The following is a 22,319-nucleotide window of genomic DNA, read 5'->3' as shown; positions in this document are numbered from 1 at the left end:
ATCGCCAACCGGGCCGGCGTGGGCGGCCCGGCACTCGCCCCGCAACTCCAAACGCAAGACAACCGCACCATGTTCCTCGGCATCGACCTCGGCACTTCCGAGATCAAGTTGCTGCTCCTCGACGAGCAGCACCAGATCGTCGCCACCACCGGCGTTCCCCTGACCGTGCAGCGGCCGCAGCCGCTGTGGAGCGAGCAGAACCCTGCCGACTGGTGGACCGCGCTCGAGCAGGGCATGAGCAAGCTGAGGGCCGAACACGGCACGGCGCTGGCGCAGGTGCGCGGCATCGGCCTTTCGGGCCAGATGCACGGGGCCGTCACGCTGGACGCCGCCAGCCAGGTGCTGCGCCCGGCCATCCTGTGGAACGACGGCCGCAGCGCCGCGCAGTGCGCCGAGATGATGGCCGCCTGCCCCGAGCTGCCCGCCATCACCGGCAACCTCGCGATGCCGGGCTTCACGGCGCCCAAGCTGGCGTGGATGCGCCAGCATGAACCCGCCCTCTTCGCCAAGGTCGCGAAGGTGCTGCTGCCCAAGGACTGGCTGCGCTTCGAGCTCAGCGGCGAGTTCGTCAGCGAGATGAGCGACGCCGCCGGCACGCTGTGGCTGGACGTGGCCCGCCGCCGCTGGTCGCCCGAGGCGCTGGCGCTGACCGGCCTGACCGAGAGCCACATGCCGCGCCTCGTCGAAGGCAGCGAGGCCAGCGCCGCGCTCAAGCCCGAGCTGGCGACCCGATGGGGCCTGCAGGCCGGCATCCCCATCGCCGGTGGCGGCGGCGACAACGCCGCCAGCGCCGTTGGCATGGGCGTCGTCAAGCCCGGCGACGGCTTCCTGTCGCTCGGCACCTCCGGCGTCATCTTCCTGTGCAACGATGCCTTCAGCCCCAACCCGGGCCGCGCGGTGCACGCCTTCTGCCATGCGCTGCCCAACACGTGGCACCAGATGAGCGTGGTGCTCAGCGCCGCTAGCGCGCTGCGCTGGGCCACGCTGATGCTGGGCATGCCCGGCGGCGAGGCCGCGCTGATCGAGAAGGTCGCAGCGCTCACGCCCGCGCAGCGAGACCAGGCCCCGCTCTTCCTACCCTACCTCAGCGGTGAACGCACGCCGCACAACAACGCCAACGCCAAGGGCGTGTTCTTCGGCCTGACGCACGACCACGACGCCGCAGCCATCGGCTACGCCGTGCTCGAAGGCGTCGGCTTCGCGCTGCTGGACGGCTGGCAGGCGCTGCAGGCCGGTGGCGGCAGTGCCGAACAGCTCTGGCTCGTCGGCGGCGGCGCGCGCAGCGAATGGTGGGCCAAGCTGCTAGCCTCGATGCTGAACGTGCGCCTCGTCAACGGCGTCGGTTCCGAGGCCGGTGGTGCGCTCGGCGCGGCCCGCCTGGCCTGGCTGGCCTGCGGCGGTTCGGTGGCCGAGGTCTGCCGCACCCCCGACATCGCCCGCGTCGCCGAACCCGATTCCGCGCTGGCGGCAACACTCAAGCCCCGCCACGCCCGCTTCCAGCGCCTCTATGAAGCGCTGCGCAGCGAGTTCGTCTAACCCCCTTCTTCACCCCTGATGGTCATGCCGCGTCCAGCGGCAGGGCCGCGCTTTGCCCATGAACAGCCTCGACCAGCTCCGCCAACACACCACCGTCGTCGCCGACACCGGCGATTTTGACCAGCTCGCCCAGTTCCGCCCGCAGGACGCGACGACCAACCCGTCGCTCGTGCTGAAGGCCGTGCAGCAGCCTCGCTACCGCGCGCTGCTGGAACAGGCCGTGGCCGCGCATCCCGGCGCCGGCGCCGGCACGGTGGCCGAACACCTGCTGGTGGCCTTCGGCGTCGAGATCCTGAAGGTCGTGCCCGGCCGCGTGTCGACCGAGATCGACCCGCGCCTGTCGCATGACGCGGCCGCGTCCGTCGCTACCGCCAAACGCATCATCGAGCTGTACGCCGCCGCCGGCGTGCCGCGCGCGCGCGTGCTGATCAAGCTGGCCTCCACGTGGGCCGGCATCCAGGCTGCCCGCGAGCTGGAGCAGCAGGGCATCCACACCAACCTGACGCTGCTGTTCTGTCTGGCCCAGGCCAAGGCCTGCGCCGATGCCGGCGTGAAGCTGATCTCGCCCTTCGTCGGCCGCATCTACGACTGGTTCAAGAAGGCCGCCGGCCCGAGCTGGGACGAGGCCGCGATGGCCGGCCCCAACGACCCGGGCGTGCGCTCGGTCGTCGAGATCTACAACCACTACAAGCGCCACGGCATCGCCACCGAGGTGATGGCCGCCAGCTTCCGCAACACCGGCCAGATCATCGCGCTGGCCGGCTGCGACCTGATGACGATCAGCCCGTCGCTGCTGGCCGAGCTGGCCCAGGCGGGCACGCCCGTCGATCGCCGGCTGGCGGCCGAGGGTCCAGTGCGGCCAGCACCGACACCGATGACCGAGGCCGAGTTCAGCGCCGCGCTGGCAGCCGACCCGATGGCCCGCGAGAAGCTGACAGAAGGCATCGCGCAGTTCGTCACCGACACCGAAACGCTGGAGCAGCTCATCCGCGCCCAGCAGCAAGCCTGAGGCCCGCCATGTCCCACGACCTGACCCTTGCAGCCAACGCGCTGCGCATGCTCGCCATCGACGCGGTGCAGCAGGCCAACTCCGGCCACCCCGGCATGCCGATGGGCATGGCCGACATTGCCGCCGTGCTGTGGAGCCGACACCTGCGCCACAACCCGGCCGACCCGCACTGGCCCGGTCGCGACCGCTTCGTGCTGTCCAATGGCCACGGCTCCATGCTGCTGTACGGCCTGCTGCACCTGTCGGGCTACGACCTGCCCCTCAGCGAGCTGAAGGCTTTCCGCCAGTTGCACAGCAAGACGCCCGGCCACCCCGAAGTGGGCCTGACACCCGGCGTCGAGACGACCACCGGCCCGCTGGGCCAGGGCCTGGCGAACGCCGTCGGCATGGCGCTGGCCGAGCAGTTGCTGGCCGCCGAGTTCAACACGCCCGAACACAAGCTGGTCGACCACCGCACGTTCGTCTTCGTCGGCGACGGCTGCCTGATGGAAGGCATCTCGCACGAGGCCTGCTCACTGGCCGGCGTCTGGGGCTTGTCGAAGCTCGTCGTCGTCTACGACGACAACGGCATCTCCATCGACGGCGACGTGAAGGGCTGGTTCGGCGATGACACGCCGGCCCGCTTCGAGGCCTACGGCTGGCGCGTCATCCGCAACGTGGACGGCCACGACTTCGGTTCAATAGACGCGGCGCTGAACGCGGCCACCGAGGACAGCGGCAAGCCCACGCTGATCTGCGCCAAGACGACCATCGGCAAGGGCTCGCCCAACAAGGCCGGCGGCCATGACGTGCACGGGGCGCCGCTGGGCGCCGCCGAAGTGGCCGCCGTGCGCCAGGCACTGAACTGGCCGCATGCGCCTTTCGTCGTGCCCGACGAGGCCCGCGCGCCGATGGACGCCCGCGAGCGCGGCGCCGCCGCCCAGCGCGCGTGGGAGGCCGTGCTGGCCGCCTACCGCGCCGCCGCGCCGGCCCGCGCCGCAGAGTTCCTCCGCCGTGCGCGCGGTGAATTGCCGGCCGACTTCGATGACCGTGCCGCCGCCCAGCTCGCCGCCGTGGCCGACAAGGGCGAGACCATCGCATCGCGCAAGTCGTCGCAGAACAGCATCGCGCTGCTCGCGCCGCAGCTGCCCGAGCTGCTGGGCGGCTCAGCCGACCTGGCGCCATCCAACCTGACGCAGTGGCCCGGCTGCCGCTCCGTCGAGAAGGCCGTGGCCGGCGGCAACTACCTGCACTACGGCGTGCGTGAGTTTGCGATGGTCGCCATACAGACCGGCATCGCGCTGCACGGCGGCTTCCGCCCGTTTGGCGGCACCTTCCTGATGTTCTCGGAATACGCCCGCAACGCCATCCGCATGGCCGCGCTGATGCGCACGAATCCGATCTACGTCTTCACGCACGACTCCATCGGCCTCGGCGAGGACGGCCCGACTCACCAGCCCATCGAGCAGACGGCCACGCTGCGCCTGGTACCCAACCTCGACGTCTGGCGCCCCGGCGACGCGGTCGAAACGCTGGTGGCCTGGCAGACGGCCATCCGCCACGTCAACACGCCGACAGCGTTGATCCTGTCGCGCCAGAACCTGCCGCATCAGCCCCGCGACGCCGACACGCTGGCAGCCGTGCGCCGCGGTGGTTATGTGCTCGTGCGCGAGGCCGCTGGGCAGCCGCTGCAGCTGGTGCTGATCGCCACCGGCTCGGAGCTGGACCTGGCCGTGCAGGCGCGCGCGAAGCTGGCCGAACAGGGCGTCAACGCCCGTGTCGTGTCGCTGCCGTCGAGCTTCGTGTTCGAGCAGCAGGACTCGGCCTGGCGCCGCGACGTGCTGCCGCCGGGCGTGCCACGCGTGGCCGTGGAAGCCGGCGTCACCGCACCGTGGCGCCAGTACGTGGGTCTGGAGGGCGCCGTTGTCGGCATCGACAGCTTCGGCGAGTCCGCGCCCGCGGCGGCGCTGGCCGCGCACTTCGGACTGACCGCGCAAGCCGTTACAGAAGCCGGCCTGCGCTGTATCGCACACTGACGTCATGCGCACCGCCCTCGCCATCTCCTGCCTGCTGGTTCTGTTGACCACCGGATGCGGCGGAGGCGGCGGAGGCGGGGGCGGAAGCAGTAGCAGCGCGGACGCCAGCACGCCGCCCGCCACGCAGCTCGCGACGCCCGACGTCCGCTGGCCGGACCCGGCGCCCATCCGCTGGGGCACGCCGCTCGGCACGGCCCAGCTCAATGCCTCGTCCAGCGTGGCCGGCAGCTTCAGCTACACGCCGGCCCTGGGCAGCAAGCCCGAGGTCGGCTCGCAGACGCTCAGCATGACCTTCACGCCGCAGGACGCGAGCCGCTACGCGCCTGCCACAGTCACACGCACGCTGCGCGTCGACAAAGCTCAGCCGGACGTGCGCTGGGACACGCCAGTCGCCGTCGCGCAGGGAGCCACGCTGACGCCAGCGGCGCTGAGCACCGCGCCACGCGCGATGTGGGGCGTGCAGGGGGCTGCCGACCCGGCGTCATTCACGACGGCCGACGGCCGCACGCTCGCCGCCACAACCGCCAGCCCCGGAAGCGTCGTGCTGCAGGCCCGCTTCGTGCCGCAGGACGGCGCGCACTACCAGGCCGCCTGGGCCACCACGCTGCTGAGCGTGAAGCCTGCGGCTGCCAGCGCGGCCATTGACTTCTCCGCCACACGCCAGCCCATCCAGGGCTTCGGAGGCTCGGCCGCCTGGTACTACACGCCGATGTCGGCCTCGCGCATGGACGTGCTGTACGGCACCGGCGCGGGCAGCCTGGGCCTGAACATCCTGAGGCTGCGTATTGCGCCGGCCACGTGGGACGCGAAGGCACAGACGGCGGACACGTCGGCGTGGACGGCGGAACTCGCCAATGGCGCCGCAGCCCAGGCGCGCGGCGCGCTGGTGTTCGCGTCGGCCTGGTCGCCGCCGGCCAGCCTCAAGATCGTCCAGGCCGAACGCAGCAACCCGACGTGGAGCGGCCGGCTGGACCCGGCCCACTACGCCGACTACGCGGCCTACCTCAACGCCTACATCCGCTATGCCGCCACCCGCGGCGTGGACCTCTACGCCATCTCGCCGCAGAACGAGCCTGACTGGGACCCGACGGACTACGAGTCCTGCCTTTGGAGCGCGGACGAGCTGAAGGCCTGGATCGGCAGCCATGGCGCCACGGCGGTCGCCGGCACGCGCACCCGGCTGCTAGCGCCGGAGTCGCTGGCCTTCGCGCCGGCCACGACCGAGGCGCTGCTGGCCGACGACAAATCGGCCACCAACGTCGCGCTGATCGGTGGCCACCTCTATGGCAACGTGCCGCGCTACAGCGCCGACGCCGCCCGGCTGGGCAAGGGCGTCTGGATGACCGAGCACTTCCTGGACTCGGTGAACAAGGCCGACGGCAAGGCCTCATGGGCCACGAGCATCGACGATGCGCTCGCGCTGGCCCGCGAGGTGCACGACGGCCTGACGCTCGGCCAGTACAACGCCTACATCTATTGGTGGCTGGCCAACTCGGACGACGCCAAGCCCACCGGCCTCATCGACAAGGCTGACAAGCCCAACCACTTCGGCCTGGCGCTCAAGCATTTCGCGTTCTTCATCCGGCCGGGCTTCGTGCGTGTGGACGCCACCGCTCGGCCGGCCGATGGAGTCAGCCTGTCGGCCTACCGCACGCCGGCTGGCGCGGCCACGCCGCGGGCCGTCGTCGTGCTCGTCAACGAAGGCGCTACGCCCCGCACGCTGGACGTCGCCGTCACCGCTGCCGCGGGCGCCGGCAGCTGGACGCCCTACCAGACGACGGCCACCGCCAGCTTCCAGGCCCTGGCGCCCATCGCCGCCACGGCGGGTGGTCTCAGCATCACGCTACCGCCACGCAGCCTGACGACTCTGTCCAGCGGCAACTGACGTCCCGCGCAACCTTCCAGATCACACCCAAACCGATGAACAAGCTCCTCCTTTCTCTGCTGCTGGGCGTGTCGGCCGCCGCAGCCCAGGCCGACGTGCGCCTGGCGCAGGTCTTTGGCGACCACATGGTGCTACAGCGTGAGCAGCCCATACTGGTGTGGGGCTGGGCCAAGCCGGGCGCGACACTGGCCGTCGAGCTCGCGGGCCGCAAGGCCAGCGCGAAGGCCGGTGTGGATGGCCACTGGCGCGCGACGCTGGCCGCACTGCCGGCCGGCGGCCCGCACGAGCTGCACGTCAGTGGTGACGGCCAGGCCCGGCTGACGGACGTGCTGGTGGGCGACGTCTGGCTGCTGGGCGGCCAGTCCAACATGGAATGGCCGCTGGCGCCGACCGACACCGGCCCGCAGGAAGTCGCCTCGCCGCAGAACGCGCAGCTGCGTCAGCTGCGCGTGCCGCTGCGCGCCAGCCTCGCGCCCGAGGCCGACATCGCGCCCGCGCCGTGGGTCGTCGCCGAGGCTGGTGCCGTCGGCGACTTCAGCGCCATCGGCTACCACTTCGCGCGCCGCATGCAGGCCGCCCAGGGCGTGCCCATCGGCCTCGTCAACGCGGCCTGGGGCGGCTCGCACCTGGAGACCTGGATGCGCCGCGAACTCGCGCTGCGCGACCCGGCACTGACCCGCGCCGTGCAGTCACTGCCCGCCAGCAACGAGGCCTTCGCGACGGCGCGCCGTGAGCGCGTCGAGACGGTCGTGAACGCCTGGCAGCCCGGCCTGCCGTGGCAAGGCGTGGACGCCAGCGGCTGGTCCGCCGCGGCCGACATCGACACCGGCTGGCCCATGCTGCAGGCGCCGCAGCTGTGGGAAACCCAAGGCCTGCCGGACCTGGATGGCATCGTCTGGCTGCGCCGGCGCATCGAGCTCGACACCGCGCAGGCCGCCGGTGCGGCGACGCTGCACCTGGCCAAGGTGGACGACTGCGATGAGGTGTGGGTCAACGGCCAGCGCGTCGGCGGGCAATGCGGCTACAGCCTGCAGCGCCACTACACGCTGGCGGCCGGCGTGCTGCGCCCTGGGACGAACTGGATCGCCGTGCGCGTGACCGACTACGGCGGCGGCGGCGGCATCTACGGCGACGCGTCCGATCTGCGCCTGGACACCGCCGCCGGTGCGGTGCCGCTGGCCGGCGCCTGGCGTGCCCGTGTCGAGAAGCCCAGCGTGCCCACCAGCCCGACCGCCAACGACGCGCCGACGCTGGCCCACAACGGCCTCATCGCGCCGCTGCAGGGGCTCAAGTTCCGCGGCGTACTGTGGTACCAGGGCGAGAGCAACACCGGCCGCGCGGCAGCCTACGAGGGCGACTTCCAGCGGCTGATCCAGGACTGGCGCGCGCAGTTCAGCCAGCCGCAGCTGCCCTTCCTGTTCGTGCAGTTGGCCGCCTACCTGCCGCTGGCCGACAACCGCCCCGGCCAGGGCGGATGGGCCGAACTGCGCGCGGCGCAGGCCGCGGCCCTGGCCCTGCCCCACACCGGCATGGCGGTGGCGCTGGACGTGGGTGACGCGGCCGACATCCATCCGCGCAACAAGCGCGCCGTCGGCGACCGCCTGGCAGCGCTCGCGCTGCATGAGCTGGGCCTGCGCCAGTCCCCGGCGACCGGCCCGCAGCTGGCCACCACCGAGGTGCGCGGTGCCGAGGTCTGGCTGCGCTTCAAGAACACCGCGGGTGGCCTGCGGCCGGCCAAGGGTGGCGAGGCGCTGCGTGGCTTCCTGCTCGCCGGCGCGGACCACCGCTTCGTGCCGGCCGACGCCCGCATCGCCGCGCCGGATCTCGTCGTCGTCACCAGCCCAGCGGTGCCCGCGCCGCAGGCCGCGCGCTACGCGTGGGTGGATAACCCGAGCGAGTCCAACCTTGTCGGCGGCGATGGCCTGCCCGCGTCGCCGCTGCGCAGCGACCGCTGGCCGCTGGACACGGCCGGCAAGCGGTATCCCGACTGAGCGGTTGAGCGTCAGTGCCGAGCGCCGGCGCGCGCTTCGGCGTTGCGCTTGCGCGTGGCGGCGGCCTTCTTCGCCGAGGCTGAGCGCTCGGCCGCCGTGCGGTGGGCTGCAGCCTGGCCACCCAGGTGGCCTCCCTTGCGGGACGGCTCGTGGTTCTCGGCCTTGCCTCGGCCCGAACCGGACTTCTTGCCGCCGCCGGTCTCCTTGTTGACCGTCGCCCAGGCGCGGGCTGCGGCTTCCTTCTCGGGCACGCCGCGCTGCTCGTAGCCCTTCTCGATGTGCTCGGCCTGGCGCTTCTGCTTGTCGGTGTACGACGACTTGTCACCCTGCGGCATGGCGGGCTCCTGATGGTGGAAAAGCCCGACCTTGCGGCGCCGCACCGCCGTCGCGTGTAGGACGCCGGCCCGCGTCAGTCCAGGCGGATGGAGATATCGAAGCGCCAAGTACGGCGGATCTCAACGACATCGAAATCGCGCTGCAGGGCCGCCGGGAAAGCCGGGTAGTTTTCCTGGCTGTGCACGACGCGGCGGATGGCCTCGTCCAGCGCCGGCACGCCGCTGGAGCGCACGAAGGTGATGGCCTCCACCGAGCCGTTGCTGCGCACGGCCACAGTGACGATGGGGTCGGTGTGGGGCTGGGCTACGGCGTCGCGGACCAGGTCGAAGGTCTGGTTGAACTGGATCTTGCGCGCCCACAGCTCGCCGTAATGCGCAAGCTCGGCGTTGGCATCGGTGCGGCTGTAGAGCCGGCCGCGGCGCGCCGGCGTCCAGTCGGGGCGCTGGCGCTCGGCATCGCGACGGGCGGCCTCTTCGTCCAGCTGGCGGCCGATGGCGCGCAGGCGCGCCTCGCGCTGCTCGTTCTCGGCCTGCGCCTGTGCCTGGGCGGCTGCCAGCCGCGCTGCCTCCAGCCGCAGGCCCTCCTGCTTCAGCCCGGCCACGCGGGCCGCCTCGCGTCGCTCGACCTCCAGCTTCGCCGCTTCGGCCTGAGCAGCCTGCTGGCGGGCGGCCTCCTGGCGGGCCGCTTCCTGCCGTGCTGCGTCCTGGCGAGCGGCCTCCTGCCGGGCCAGCTCCTGTCGCTCGGCCGCCTGGCGCAGCTCCTGCAACTGCTGCACACGTTGCTGGGCGACCTGGCGGACGCCATCGAGCTGGGCCAGCTCGGCGCTGCGCGACTCGCTGCGCGGGCGCAGCTGATCGGCGGTGCGGCGCAGCGCTTCCGGCTCGGGCGCCGACGCGGCCGACAGCGTGGCCACGGCGACGACCGGCGTCATCGCCTGGCGCGCGCGGTCCAGCTGCGCCAGCTCGTCACCGCGGTCGGCCTTCGCACGCTCGCCACGGATGCGCAGCGATTCGCCCGCGCGCCGCACGGCTTCGACGGCAGGCGCCGACGCGGCGGACAACCGTGCGACGGGCGCCACCGGCGTCATGGCCTGGCGGGCGTCCTCCAGCTCGGCCAGCGCCTTCTCGTTGTCGCGCTCACGGGCCCGCGCATCGTTGCGCGGGCTCGGCTCATCACGAAGGCGCCGCAGCCGCTCGACCGCCGGTGCCGACGCGGCCGGCAACGCGGCCACGGCCGCGTCCTGCGGAGCGGACGCCGCGGGCACCTGCCAGTGCGCCGAGCTGCGCTCCACCGTCATCAACGGCAGGCCGGCGACGGGCGCCTGCTCGACCTCCGCGTCGTCATCGGCCACGGTGGACGGTCGCGGCGCCACCATCGCGGCCGGGTTGTCGGGCTCAGGCGGCGACAGGGATTCCGGCACCGGCTGCAGCACGACGTGTAGGTCGGGCTCGATCGGCGCCGCCTGCCACGGCGGCGTCCACTCCGGCAGCTTGAAGCCCTGGCCGCCGAAGGTCAGGCTCAGCAGCAGCCCATGGACCAGCAACGATCCCACCAGCGCCCGGTTCAGGCGCGATTTGGGCAGGCGGGAGACGGCGTCGGTCAGCGGCACGGCACCGTCCCGCCTGCTCCGTTGCCCTGCTCGAATGCGCTCGCCATGCGGCCATTGTGCTTGTCGCCGGAAGCTCCCGACGCGAGCCGCCGCTGCATGCCGCGACGAGGCGGCGCCTTGCGGCTCACCAGGCCCTGAACTGCCCCGTCATGTGCATCAGCCCCATGAACTGCAGCAGCCCGTCGTAGTAGCGCCACTGGCCGGCCGGCGGCTCCTGGGCCCAGGCTTCGTTGACGAAGCGCTCGGCCAGCGCCTTGTCGACGAGCAGAGCGGCAACGCCATTGCTGGCCACCAGCCCCTTGCTGGGCTCGTCGTTCAGCGGCTTGCCGTCCACGGTGTAGAGGTGGCCATAGGGTTGCCGCGGCTGGCCGGCGAAGAAGGTCAGCAGCTTGCGGCTGAGGTCGGCCGCCGCCGGGTTGCGGCCCCACCACGCCTGGTCCACGCTCCAGTTCACGGCCGTGCGGAAGGCGTCGTAGCGGAAGTCCTCGTGGCCCTCGAGCACCTTGGGGCGGCCGTCGAACTCGGCGTAGTCGGGCGTCAGACCGGTCCTCGGGTGCGACGACTGCGTGAAGTAGCGGCGGCTGATCGCGGCGATCTCGGCCCAGCGCGCACGGTCCTCGGCCTGGCGGCCCTGCCAGCCCCTGGCACGTCGGGCCCACAGCTCATAGAAGGCCGGCAGGTGGTAGGACGGGTCGCTGAAGTCCGCCGCGCGGCCGATGGGCACGAAGACGACTTGCCCGTGCTCGCGCGAGAACATATTGCGCACGCCATCGCGGATGCCGCCGTTCATGTCCTCCTTGTGCAGCATCGTGTCGAGGACGGCGTTCGCCTGGGCCTCGTAGTCATAGATGCCGGCGCCGTTGCCCCAGCGGCCCGCGGCCATGAGGAGCGCGGTGGCGATGTACTCCTCACCGTCAGACGCGGGCACGGCGTCCCTGCCGAAATCGGCGCAGCCGGCCGGCTTGCACTGCCAGCGGAAGTAGCCCTGGCGCGGCCCAGAGGCGTAGCGCATGTGCGTGTAGGCCCAGTTCCACAGCGCGTCGAACTCGGCCTTGCGGCCCATCTGCACGGCCACCATCATTCCGTAGGACATGCCTTCGCTGCGCACGTCGGCGTTGCCGACGTCCAGCACATAGCTCGCCGGGCCGTGCGGCGTGGGCGCGGCGGCGTAGACGATGCGGTGCTGCGCGTCGCCCTCGAACAGCGATTGCCAGTAACGCGCCAGCTTGGCGCTGATGTCGGCCTCGGTGATGTCCGGGCGGATCTCGCGCAGCAGGTTGCGATAGGCCGCGGGCACCGACGCTGCCGATGCCGCCGCGCCAGGCGTCGCGGGCACGGGCGTCGCGTCGGCCCGAGCGAGGGTGCAGGCCACAAGGAGGATCGACGGCAGCGCCGTCCAGCGGTGGAACTTCATCGGAGTCGGGGCGAGGGGAAGGGACAGGCCCGGGTCAACCGCCGGGCGTGATCGTGAGGATGATGCGCCGGTATCGCGACAGCGCCGGGCTGCCCTTGTCGGTGACGCGCAGGATGATGTGGGCCGTCTCGGTCTTGGTGACCGCTGGCGCCTGAAAGCGGATGCGGGCCAGGTTCTCGGTGCCCAGCGGGAGCGCCGTCTTCCAGCTGCCGGCCTCGGGGTAGTGGAACCACAGGAAGCTGAGGCTGTCGCCATCAGGGTCACGGCTGGCGCGGGCGTCCAGCTCCACCCAGCTGCCGCCGGCCACCGTGAGCCGGTCGGGCTGCGCGAGCCGCACGTCGGGCGGATGGTTGGCGCGGTCGACGGGCTGCGTCGTCCAGCCGATACGGGCGGCGAAGTCGTTCTGGAAATCGTCGCGCCAACGCCAGAGCGTCACCTTAGCGTCTTCGAAGACCTGCTCGGACGGTTTCACCGCACGGCCGAACTCCGCCTCGACAAACGGGCGGTAGCGGTCCTTCGCGTTGGTCCAGATCGGCCGGGTCTCGGCCTCGACCTGCACGCCGCCGGTGAAGCCCTGCGGGTCGGTGTCTTCCAGCCGCGGCGTGTAGCGCTCGTAGCGGCCACCCCAGCCGCCCCAGTCAGGGTTCTCGGGAGCGTTCAGACCGTTGGGGATAAGGCCCAGGAAGCTGGGTGTGTCGCCCTCCATGCCGTAGGCGACGTCCGGGTAGGCGGCGCCGAGCGGCCCGTGGCCCTGCTGGATGTGACGCGCCAGCCAGGCGTTGCTGACGCGGCTGTTGTCGATGCCGGGCACGGGCTGGTTGATGCCGCCCCAAATCGCATTGCCGTAGCCGCCGGGACTGACGATGTAGAACAGCTCGGGGAAGCGGCGGCGCAGCCAGGCGCCGCTGTCGTCCTGGTCAGAGATCGTGTAGATGCGCAACCTGGCGATGAAGCGGGCCAGCTCGGCCGGCTCGCGCTGCGCGGCCAGCGTCGACAGCGCCTGGGCCAGCGTGTTGGCGCCACCCCAGACGGCCACCCACAGCGGGCGCGGGTCGGGGCTGGCGAGCGCCTGCAGGATCAGCCGGGAGCCGGGCGTGTCCCGCCCCTCGCCCACCGCGGCCATGCCGTAGGCTGGCTGCCCCGACCGCACGAGGGCGCGCAACGCGGCGGCACTGGGGTAGGCCCGGTCATGCTGGCGAAGCCGCGGCAGCACTTGCGCATAGCGGTCGATGACGCGCTCGATGGACGCCGGATGAATGGCGTCCTTCATGTGCACCGACGTGGTAGCCACCAGGCCCTGGAGCTCGATGTCGTTGGCGTACAGCAGCAGCCGCACGAGGGACTGCGTGTCGTCCGGTTCGTTCTCGACATCGGTCAGCACGATGAGCCGGGCACGCTCGCGCGCCGGAGGCTCGGCGGCCGGCGCGGGCAGCTCACCCCACGACAGCCCGATCAGCAGCAGCCAGCGGACGCCCGTCGTTCGAATCGTCATCGCTCGGTCTCCTGCGTGTCGGGCGGAAGGACGTCAAGCCAGGTGTCAGGGCGTGGCCGGCGCCTCGACGCCCAGCTCCAGCCGCTGCAGCACGGCGTTGTCGTCCAGGCGCCAGACCTTCACGACGTGGCGGCCGGGCTTCACGTCGGCGAAGCGGGCCGACAGCTTGAACTGGTTGTCGATAACGGCACGCGCCCAGTCGCGTTCCTCGCGGCGGCGCTCGGCGCCGGGGGTGGGCTGCAGGCTAAGCTTGAGTTCCTGCGGAGGCAGGTCGTCCAGGCCCACGGCCAGGCGCAGGCCGCCGGCACTGCGGGTGTCCAGCGTCGGCACCATGACGGCCGCCAGGTTCAGCTCGCCACCGGACGGCAGCTCCACGTCGTACTCCAGCCGCACGCCATCGGCCAGCGTCGTCGCCGGCCGGCCCTGCGGCAGCGCCGCGACGGCACCCAGGCTCTGGCCGAGGTTGGGGATGGGCGCCCACGTGAGGCCCCGGCCGTTGACGGCGCGGCTGAACTGCGGGGCCTCCAGCACGACGGTGCCCGACGGCAGCGGCGCCGCGCCGCGCGCCAGTTGCTGGTCCACCGCCGCGGCGTCGGGCGCGGTGCCAGTCACGCGCTGCACGGCGGGCATGGTGTTCCGGTCGGGCTGCTGCCAGCTCGTGTAACCGATGTGGGTCTGCAGCATCATGCCGGCCCACTTGCCGTTGGCGATGGTGTGGTACTGGTCCGACAGCGCCTGGTCACGCGCGAAGGCGGCCTCGGCCCGCTCGGCGAAGACGTTGGCGCGCGGGTCGCCGGCCTTGGCCAGCTGGCGGTTCCAGGCCACCGCGTAGTACAGGCGGTAGAGGTTGGCCAGTGCAAGCACCGGATGCTCGACGAGCTGGAAATAGGCGTCCCGCTGCTCAGGCCGCAGCGTGACCTTGACATGCGCGACGCGCGCCTCCAGCGCCTCCCATTCGGCCACGCGGCGGCCGAAGTCGCCGCCGGGCAGCGCGTCGGCCGTGGCCGTGCCGAGGGCGAAGCTGCGCTCGTCCACCAACTCGGGCTTGCGCCGCGCGGCGTACTGGCTGTAGCGCGTCACGATGTCGGCGATCTCGGCGGCCTGCGCGGCACCGAAGGTCAGCGTCGCCCAGTCCTTCGGGTAGGCAGCGAGCTGGGCCAGCGTCATGCGCTCGGGCTGCCAGGCCATGTCGAGGAAGAAGCTGATGGGGTACTCCATCGGCTTGATGTCGCCGACGTTGACGATCCACAGCGCATCGGCGCCATGGGCGTGCGCCAGGTTCATTTGCTGCCAGGTCTTCTCGATCTGGTTGGTGTTGAGCCACTTGTAGTTGCGCGGCCCGCCGACGTAGTCGAAGTGGTAGTAGATGCCGTAGCCTCCCAGGCGCTTGGCCCCTGGCTGGGGCAGGCGGCGGATCTGGCCCCAGTTGTCGTCGCAGAACAGCAGCAGCACATCGTCGGGCACCTTCATGCCCTTGTCGTAGTAGTCCTGCACTTCCTTGTAGAGCGCCCACATCTGCGGCGTCTTGTCGGCGGGCTGCTTCGTCACGTCGGCAATGATCTGGCGCTGGTCCTTGACGATGCCTTCCAGCAGGCCGATGGCCGTGCCCTCGCTCATCGGCTCGTCGCCGTCACCACGCATGCCGATGGTCACCAGGCTGTCGAAGGCAGAGCCATCGGGTCGGCCCATCATGCGCTGGATGCCGCCGCGCCAGAACTCGCGCAATTGCTCGGCGTTCTTCGTGTAGTCCCACGCCTTGCCCTTGAAGCGCGCCCATTCGTCGTGCGCGCGCATCAGTGGCTCATGGTGCGACGTGCCCATGACGATACCCATCTCATCGGCCAACACCATGTTCTTCGGGTCGTCGGCGTTGAACGCGCGCGGCGGCCACATCGCCGGCCACAGGTAGTTGGCCTTCATACGCAGCAGCAGCTCGAAGACATGCTCGTAGAAGGCCGCATTCGTACCGCCGAACTTGGTGCCCGCCCACGTGCTGAGCGCGGGCGCCTCGTCGTTGATGAAAATGCCGCGGTACTTGACGCCCGGGCGGTCGTCACGCGCACCCGCCGTGACGAACACGTCCGCCCGGCGCGCGGCCGGCACGTCGGCCCACCATTGCCAGGGGCTCACGCCGATGCGGGCCGACAGGTCGTAGGCGCCGAAGACGGCGCCGCGCCGGTCCGAGCCGACGATGACCAACGCGCGGTCCACGCCCGGGAAGGGCTTGTCCACCACGGCTTGGCGGAACGCCTCCCACTGTCCCTTCAGGTCGGCCGCCTTCAGCTTGCCGCTCTTCAGCAGGCCGTCCACGGCCGGGCTGCGGCCCAGCTGGCCGATCAGCACAACCTCGCGCGCGGCGGCGCTCTGCACGTTGTCGCGCAGCGCTGCCGGGCGGCCGGAGACGCGCTCCAGGTCTGCCGCGAAGCTGCGCCCCACATGCCGCAGCGCCGGGTCTGCACCCGCCTCGACGATGACCGCGGCCGGCTGGCCGGCCCGCACGAGGCCGAAGCTGCCAGCCCCGTCGCGCTCGCAGACAGACGCCGGTGTCGTGCACGCCCAGGCGGTGGCGCCGAAGGTGGAAAGCAGCACGAGCAAGGCCAGGCGGCCACGGCCTGACAACGCCTGGCGGACGCCGGCCACAGATACAAAGTTCATAGGGTGAAATGGTTGCGCGAACATTTTCAGTCTAGCGGGATATGATTCGCCATCCCCCTGGGAAACCACTAAGTTCGGCGGGCGAACCAAATTTTATGATAGCGATACCAATTTGATACCGCTCTGTCGACCGCCCATGGCCCTGACCCGACGCGACTTCACCCATGCCCTGGCCGCCGGAGTTGGCGGCCTCGGCCTCGCCGGTTGCGCGACAACGCCGCCGGCCAACGCGACGCTGGACCAGCTCGCACGCGCCAAGGGCCTGCGCTTCGGCAGCACGCTGGGCAACCTCGGCCGCCGCTCGCGCTTCCACGACCTGCCCTACCGCGAGCTCACCGGCCGTGAATGCAGCGTGCTCGTCGCCGAGAACGAGACCAAGTGGCAGCAGCTGCGCCCCGACCCGACGCGGCCGTACAACTTCGCGCCCGCCGAGGAGATGTTCACCTGGGCCGAGGGCCGCGGCATGGCGCTGCGCGGCCACACGCTGCTGTGGCTGGAGCCCAAGTGGCTGCCCGCATGGGTCAATGCGCTGAACTACGGCGCCGGCGACGGTGAAGCGGCACGCCGCGTGCTCGAGGAGCACATCCGCACGACCTGCGGCCATTTCGGCAACCGCATCGAGAGCTGGGACGTCGTCAACGAGGCCGTCTCGCCCGAGACAGGCGAGCTGCACCGCAACGTCTTCAGCACACCCTTTGGCGGTGACCAGAAGGGCGGCGTCGAGCAGATCGACCTGGCCTTCCGCCTGGCGCGAGAACATGCCCCCGGGGCCCAGCTCGTCTACAACGACTACATGGGCTGGGGTGCCACCAGCGCCAGGCACCGCGCTGGCGTGCTCCGGCTGCTGGCCGAGCTCAAGCGCCGCGGCACGCCTGTGCAGGCGCTGGGCCTGCAGGGCCACATCGCCTGGGCCAAGCCCGGCACCCCGCAAGACAACCCCGCCGAATGCGCCGTCACGTGGCGCCGCTTCCTCGACGACGTGCAGGCGCTGGACCTGGAGCTACTGATCACCGAGTTCGACGTCAACGACCGCGGCATGCCCGCCGACATCGTGCAGCGTGACGCCGCCTGCGCGGCGCTAGCGCGCGACTGGCTGGACGTGACGCTCGCGTCCCCGCGGCTGCACCGCTTCCTTTGCTGGGGCCTCGTCGACCAGCACAGCTGGCTGCAGGGCTTCGAGCCGCGCGAGGACAAGCTGCCCAAGCGCGCCCTGCCCTACGACGACCAGCTGCAACCCAAACCCCTGCGCCAGGCAATCGCCGACGCGCTGCGCACGATGCCCGCGCGCTGACCCCATGACCATCCTGACCGACAGCACCCCCGACCAGATCCGCGTCGCCGCCCAGGCGGCTGCCGATGCCGCACCCCTGTGGGCCGCCACGCCCATCGCCGTCCGCGCCACGCTTCTGCGCGCACTGGCCAGCGCACTCGAATCGCAGCGCAACGCCCTCGTTGCGCTGGCCGACGAGGAAACCCACCTCGGCGCCGCCCGCCTCAACGGCGAGCTGGACCGCACCAGCTTCCAGCTGCGCGGTTTTGCCGAGCGCATCGAGACCGGCGAAGCTCAGCCCGTGCAGGACGACCCGGCCGTGCCCGGCGCGCCACCGGTCGGCCGGCCGCACCTGACCCGCGTGGCCGTGCCGGTCGGCCCGGTCGCCAATTTCTCCGCCAGCAACTTCCCGTTCGCATTCAGTGTGCTGGGCGGCGACACGGCCTCGGCTCTCGCCGCCGGCTGCCCGGTCGTCGTCAAGGCGCACCCGGGCCACCCGGGGCTGTCGCGCGCGGTGTTCGAGCTGGCGCGCGGCTGCATCGCAGCACTGGGCCTGCCTGCCGGCGTGCTGCAGATGGTGGAAGGCGCCGGCATCCCCGTTGGCGTGGCGCTGGTGCGCGACCCGGCCATCGCTGCGGCCACCTTCACCGGCAGCGTGCGCGGCGGCGTCGCGCTGTGGAAGGAGGCCAACGCCCGGCCGCGGCCCATCCCGTTCTACGGCGAACTGGGCTCCGTCAATCCGCTGGTCGTGCTACCCGACGCGCTGGCCGCGCAGGGCAGCGCGCTAGCCGCGCAGCTGGCCGGCAGCATCACGCTGGGCTGCGGCCAGTTCTGCACCAGCCCCGGCATCATCATCGTGCGCGACGACGAGGCCGGCCAGACCTTCGTCAAGCAACTGGCCGAAGGCCTCGCTGCGGCCAACCCGCACGCGATGCTGAACGCCGGGATCCGCGCCGGCTTCAACGCAGGCGTTGCGCGGCTGCATGGCCGCAACGGCGTGAAGTCGCTGCTGGCGCTGCCCGCCCGCGAGGCGGCGCCCGGCGCGCACCTGTTCGCGACCGACGCCACGACCTTCCTGGCCGACGAAGTGCTGCACGAGGAAGTCTTCGGCCCCAGCGCTCTCGTCGTCACCGTACGCGACCTGGCGCAGACGCTGCAGGTGCTGCAGGCCGTGCAAGGCACGTTGACCGTGACGCTGTGGGGCGCCGATGCCGACACACCCGACAACCGCGCGCTCGTCCGCACCGCGCAAGGCATCGCCGGCCGCGTGCTGTTCGGCGGCGTGCCGACCGGCGTCGCCGTGACGGCGGCCCAGCAGCACGGCGGCCCGTGGCCGTCGACGACGAACGCCCTCACCACCAGCGTCGGCTATGCGGCGATGGAGCGCTTCCTGCGCCCCGTCGCGCTGCAGGATGCGCCGGCCTGGCTGGTCGAAGCGAAAGGACAGGCGTGATGAAGAAGGTCGAAGACCTGCGCAGTGCACGCTGGTTCGCCAAGGATGATTTCCGCAGCTTCGGCCATCGCAGCCGCGTGCTGCAGATGGGCTATGCCGCAGAGGACTTCATCGGCAAGCCCGTCATCGCCATCGTCAACACCTGGAGCGACGCCAACCAGTGCCACACGCACTTCAAGCAACGCGTGGAGGACGTCAAACGCGGCATCCTGCAGGCGGGCGGCTGGCCGCTGGAGCTGCCGGCCATCAGCTTGAGCGAAAGCATGGTCAAGCCAACCTCGATGCTCTACCGCAACTTCCTCGCGATGGAGACCGAGGAGCTGCTGCGCAGCCATCCGGTGGACGGCGCGGTGCTGATGGGCGGCTGCGACAAGACGACGCCGGGCCTGTTGATGGGCGCCCTCAGCATGGGCCTACCCTGCATCTACCTGCCGGCCGGCCCGATGCTGCGCGGCAACTGGCGCGGCCAGGTGCTGGGCTCGGGATCGGATGCCTTCAAGTACTGGGACGAACGCCGTGCCGGGCGGCTCTCCGACCAGGCCTGGCAGGAGATGGAAGCCGGCATCGCCCGCAGCCACGGCACCTGCATGACGATGGGTACTGCCGCCACGATGATGGGCATCGCCGAGGCGCTGGGCTTCACCTTGCCCGGCGCAAGCAGCATCCCCGCGCCGGACGCCAACCATGTGCGCATGTCAGCCGAATGCGGTCGGCGCATCGTGCAGATGGTGTGGGACGACCTGACGCCTGCCCGCATGCTCAGCAAGGGCAGCTTCGCCAACGGCATCGCCGTCGCGATGGCCATGGGCTGCAGCACCAACGCCATCATCCACCTCGTCGCCATCAGCCGTCGCGCGGGTCTGCCCGTCACGCTGGACGACTTCGATGCGGCAAGCCGTCATGTGGGCGTCATCGCCAACATCCGGCCCAGCGGCGACCGCTACCTGATGGAGGACTTCTTCTACGCTGGCGGCCTGCCGGCGATGATGAACGTCATGGCGACCAAGCTCGACCTGACCGCGCTGACCGTCAATGGCAAGACCGTGGCCGACAACATCGCCGGCGCCGAGGTGTTCAACGACGACGTCATCCGGCCGCTGAACAACCCCATCTACGCCGAAGGCGCTCTCGCCGTGCTGCGCGGCAACCTTGCGCCCGACGGCGTCGTCATGAAGCCGAGCGCCGTCTCGCCGCGGTTGCTGCAGCACACCGGCCGTGCGCTCGTGTTCGACGACTACCCGAGCCTGAAGGCCGCCGTCGACGACCCGGACCTGGACGTGACCGGCGACGACGTCCTCGTGCTGCGCAACGCCGGGCCCAAGGGCGCCGGCATGCCCGAGTGGGGCATGCTGCCCATCCCCACCAAGCTGCTGAAGCAGGGTGTGACGGACATGCTGCGGCTGTCCGACGCCCGCATGAGCGGCACCAGCTATGGCGGCTGCCTGCTGCACTGCAGCCCCGAGGCCTTCGTCGGCGGGCCGCTGGCGCTGGTGAGGACGGGCGACCGCATCACTGTGGACGTGCCGGCCCGGCGCATCCACCTTGAAGTCAGCGAGGAGGAACTCGCCTCCCGCCGTGCGGCCTGGACCCCACCACCAGCACGCTATGAGCGCGGCTACGGCTGGATGTTCGGCCGCCACATCCTGCAGGCCCACGAGGGCTGCGACTTCGACTTCCTCGAAACCCAGTTCGGCGCTCCGGTGCCCGAGCCCGTCATCTACTGAACATGAGCTCCATGAACCCCGAGACCCGCAAGAAGCTGATGGGCGTCAGCACCGCGACGCTGTGCACCGCCCTGTTCAAGCGCGGCCTGCGCAACCAGTTCATCCAGGACGTGCGGCCGCTGAACCCCGGCCTGCCCAACATGGTCGGCCCGGCCTACACGCTGCGCTACATGCCGGCGCGTGAGGACCTGAACGACATCAGCGTCTTCAAGAACCGCGCCCACCCGCAGCGCGTGGCCGTCGAGGAATGCCCGGAAGGCGCAGTGCTCGTCATCGACAGCCGCAAGGACGCCCGCGCGGCATCGGCCGGCGGCATCCTCGTTGGGCGGCTGATGGTGCGCGGCTGCGCCGGCATCGTGACGGACGGCGGCTTCCGCGACAGCCCCGACATCGCCAAGTACGCGATGCCGGCCTACCACTCGCGGCCCAGCGCGCCGACCAACCTGACGCTCCACCAGGCCATCGCCATCAACGAGCCCATCGGCTGTGGCGACGCGCCGGTGTTCCCCGGCGACATCGTCGTGGGCGATGCCGAGGGCGTCATCATCATTCCGGCCCATCTGGCCGACGAGATCGCTAACGAGGCCGTCGAGATGACGGTCTTCGAGGATTTCGTGCAGGAGCAGGTCATGGCCGGCCGCAGTGTGCTGGGCCTGTACCCGCCCACCGACGCCGACGTGGTCGGCCTCTTCGCCGCGTGGCGCCAGGCCCGGGGACGCTGAGGACCGCATGCTGATGAAAGCCGATGGCGGCGGCCAGGCCCAGCTCAAGCGCGCGAACCGGATGGCCCTCATCCGGCAGCTGCGCGTGCAGCCCGGGCGGTCGCGCGTGGAGCTGGCGCAAGCCCTCGGCCTGACGAAGTCCACCGTCAGCACGCTCGTGCGCGAGCTTGTCGACGAAGGCTGGCTGATGGAGCGCGAGGTCCTCGTGACCGGTGACGTCGGCCGCCGCCCCACGCCGCTCTTCGTCGACCCCGGCCGGCTGCTGCTGCTCGGCATCGCGGTCGACCACGGCGGCGTCCGCGTTGCGCTGGCCTCGCTGTCGGGCGATGTGCTGGCCGCGCGGAGCACCGCCTACGACCCCGACCTCGGCGCACGGGGCTGCATCGACAGCCTCGCACGGGCGCTGCTGGACATCACGGCCGGCCTCGGCGCCAGCCAGCGCATCATCGGCATCGGCGCCGGCCTGCCTGGCGGTGTGGACGAGTCACGCGGCCACCTGGTCTACGCCCACAACCTTGGCTGGCACGACGTACCCTTCAGCGGCCTGCTGGCCCATGCCTTGGAGGGCACGCCGCTGGCCCGCGTGCCGGTGTTCGTGCAGAACGATGCCGATGTCGCGGCGCTCGGCGAGACGGAGTTCAACCCCGCACCGGGCGGCGACCCGCTGCTGTTCGCCTACATCGGCGAGGGCGTGGGCGCCGGCGTCATCGTCGGCGGCCGGCTGCTGATCGGCGCGCGCGGCTTTGCCGGCGAGGTGGGTCATATGGTGCTGCAACTGGATGGCCCGCGCTGCTCCTGCGGCCGCCAGGGCTGCGTCGAGGCGCTGATCGGCAGCCGCGCACTGCGGCGTGACTCGGGCGTCGACGAAGCGCCGGCGTCAGCCAGCCTCGATCCCGTGCGCGCGCTGCTGGCCGCCGGCGATTCCCGGACCACCGCCGCAGTGACGATGGCGGGCCGCTACGTGGGCGTGCTGCTGCAGAACCTCGCGGCCGCCTACGACCCCGCCTGCATCGTGCTGGGCGGCCCGGTCGTGGACCTGGGCGAAGCGCTGCTCGCCCCTGCGCGGGACGCGCTGCAAGGCTATGCCCGTGCCGCCCAGGTGCCGGAGCCGGTGCTGCGCGTATCCCGCTTCGGGCCGGACGCCATCGCCATCGGCGCCGCCGCGCTGGCGGGCTACCGGCTGACGCAGCCGGCGCTGTAGCCGGCAA

15 protein-coding genes are annotated in these 22,319 nt (G+C 71.4%); 10 read left to right on the top strand and 5 right to left on the bottom strand.

Translation table 11 applies throughout. The annotated features are described in order from the left end of the window. The first annotated feature begins 69 nt into the window (after window positions 1–69). From xylB to LXT13_RS01250, 5 genes are read left to right on the top strand one after another with little or no spacing between them, the layout of a single operon-like run. A complete protein-coding gene (xylB, locus tag LXT13_RS01270; RefSeq protein WP_233370306.1) occupies window positions 70–1,536 on the top strand; it encodes a xylulokinase in 1,467 nt (488 codons plus the stop codon). Window positions 1,537–1,594: 58 nt separating this feature from the next. After that, window positions 1,595–2,545, top strand: coding sequence for a transaldolase (gene tal, locus LXT13_RS01265; RefSeq protein ID WP_233369786.1), 951 nt, complete (start codon window positions 1,595–1,597; stop codon window positions 2,543–2,545). An 8-nt stretch (window positions 2,546–2,553) separates the two neighbouring features. Next, on the top strand, window positions 2,554–4,560 hold the full coding sequence (gene tkt, locus LXT13_RS01260) for a transketolase (RefSeq protein ID WP_233369785.1): 2,007 nt from the start codon (window positions 2,554–2,556) through the stop codon (window positions 4,558–4,560). A gap of 4 nt (window positions 4,561–4,564) precedes the next feature. Further along, window positions 4,565–6,445, top strand: coding sequence for a glycoside hydrolase (locus LXT13_RS01255; RefSeq protein ID WP_233369784.1), 1,881 nt, complete (start codon window positions 4,565–4,567; stop codon window positions 6,443–6,445). A gap of 35 nt (window positions 6,446–6,480) precedes the next feature. Then, window positions 6,481–8,436: a sialate O-acetylesterase gene (locus LXT13_RS01250; protein ID WP_233369783.1), complete on the top strand. Its 1,956-nt coding sequence runs from the start codon at window positions 6,481–6,483 to the stop codon at window positions 8,434–8,436. Between the two features lie 11 nt (window positions 8,437–8,447). Here the strand turns inward: LXT13_RS01250 and LXT13_RS01245 are convergent, their stop codons facing one another. The 5 genes from LXT13_RS01245 to LXT13_RS01220 form a co-directional block, all read right to left on the bottom strand. Further along, a complete protein-coding gene (locus tag LXT13_RS01245; protein ID WP_233369782.1) occupies window positions 8,448–8,771 on the bottom strand; it encodes a plasmid stabilization protein in 324 nt (107 codons plus the stop codon). Window positions 8,772–8,845: 74 nt separating this feature from the next. Continuing rightward, window positions 8,846–10,381: a TonB C-terminal domain-containing protein gene (locus LXT13_RS28625; protein ID WP_349254817.1), complete on the bottom strand. Its 1,536-nt coding sequence runs from the start codon at window positions 10,379–10,381 to the stop codon at window positions 8,846–8,848. A 124-nt stretch (window positions 10,382–10,505) separates the two neighbouring features. Further along, entirely contained in the window at window positions 10,506–11,795 is a 1,290-nt protein-coding gene (locus LXT13_RS01230; RefSeq protein WP_233369781.1) for a family 8 glycosyl hydrolase, read from the bottom strand. A 34-nt stretch (window positions 11,796–11,829) separates the two neighbouring features. Then, on the bottom strand, window positions 11,830–13,287 hold the full coding sequence (locus LXT13_RS01225) for a DUF1593 domain-containing protein (protein WP_233369780.1): 1,458 nt from the start codon (window positions 13,285–13,287) through the stop codon (window positions 11,830–11,832). Between the two features lie 45 nt (window positions 13,288–13,332). Next, window positions 13,333–15,942, bottom strand: coding sequence for a glycosyl hydrolase 115 family protein (locus LXT13_RS01220; RefSeq protein ID WP_233369779.1), 2,610 nt, complete (start codon window positions 15,940–15,942; stop codon window positions 13,333–13,335). A gap of 136 nt (window positions 15,943–16,078) precedes the next feature. On the opposite strand from LXT13_RS01220, the gene LXT13_RS01215 reads away from it, so the two are divergent. From LXT13_RS01215 to LXT13_RS01195, 5 genes are read left to right on the top strand one after another with little or no spacing between them, the layout of a single operon-like run. After that, window positions 16,079–17,233, top strand: a complete 1,155-nt coding sequence (locus LXT13_RS01215; RefSeq protein ID WP_233369778.1) for an endo-1,4-beta-xylanase — start codon at window positions 16,079–16,081, stop codon at window positions 17,231–17,233. 4 nt (window positions 17,234–17,237) lie between these two features. After that, window positions 17,238–18,665, top strand: coding sequence for an aldehyde dehydrogenase (NADP(+)) (locus LXT13_RS01210; RefSeq protein WP_233369777.1), 1,428 nt, complete (start codon window positions 17,238–17,240; stop codon window positions 18,663–18,665). Continuing rightward, complete coding sequence (gene araD / locus LXT13_RS01205) at window positions 18,665–20,389, top strand: L-arabinonate dehydratase (RefSeq protein WP_233369776.1); 1,725 nt, start codon at window positions 18,665–18,667, stop codon at window positions 20,387–20,389. The genes LXT13_RS01210 and araD overlap by 1 nt, the downstream gene beginning before the upstream one ends. Window positions 20,390–20,400: 11 nt before the next feature. Then, the gene (locus LXT13_RS01200; RefSeq protein ID WP_233369775.1) at window positions 20,401–21,111 is read left to right on the top strand and encodes a ribonuclease activity regulator RraA; all 711 of its coding nucleotides are present in this window, start codon (window positions 20,401–20,403) and stop codon (window positions 21,109–21,111) included. 7 nt (window positions 21,112–21,118) lie between these two features. Then, window positions 21,119–22,312 carry an ROK family transcriptional regulator gene (locus tag LXT13_RS01195; RefSeq protein WP_233369774.1) on the top strand — a complete coding sequence of 398 codons (1,194 nt, stop codon included), beginning with the start codon at window positions 21,119–21,121 and terminating at the stop codon, window positions 22,310–22,312. Window positions 22,313–22,319 lie beyond the last annotated feature (7 nt).

Origin of the sequence: Pelomonas cellulosilytica, assembly GCF_021353265.1 — a bacterium.
GTDB classification, from domain to species: Bacteria; Pseudomonadota; Gammaproteobacteria; order Burkholderiales; family Burkholderiaceae_C; genus Pelomonas; species Pelomonas cellulosilytica.
Note: the sequence above shows the minus strand (reverse complement) of the source record. Positions and strands in the feature narration are given on the sequence as shown.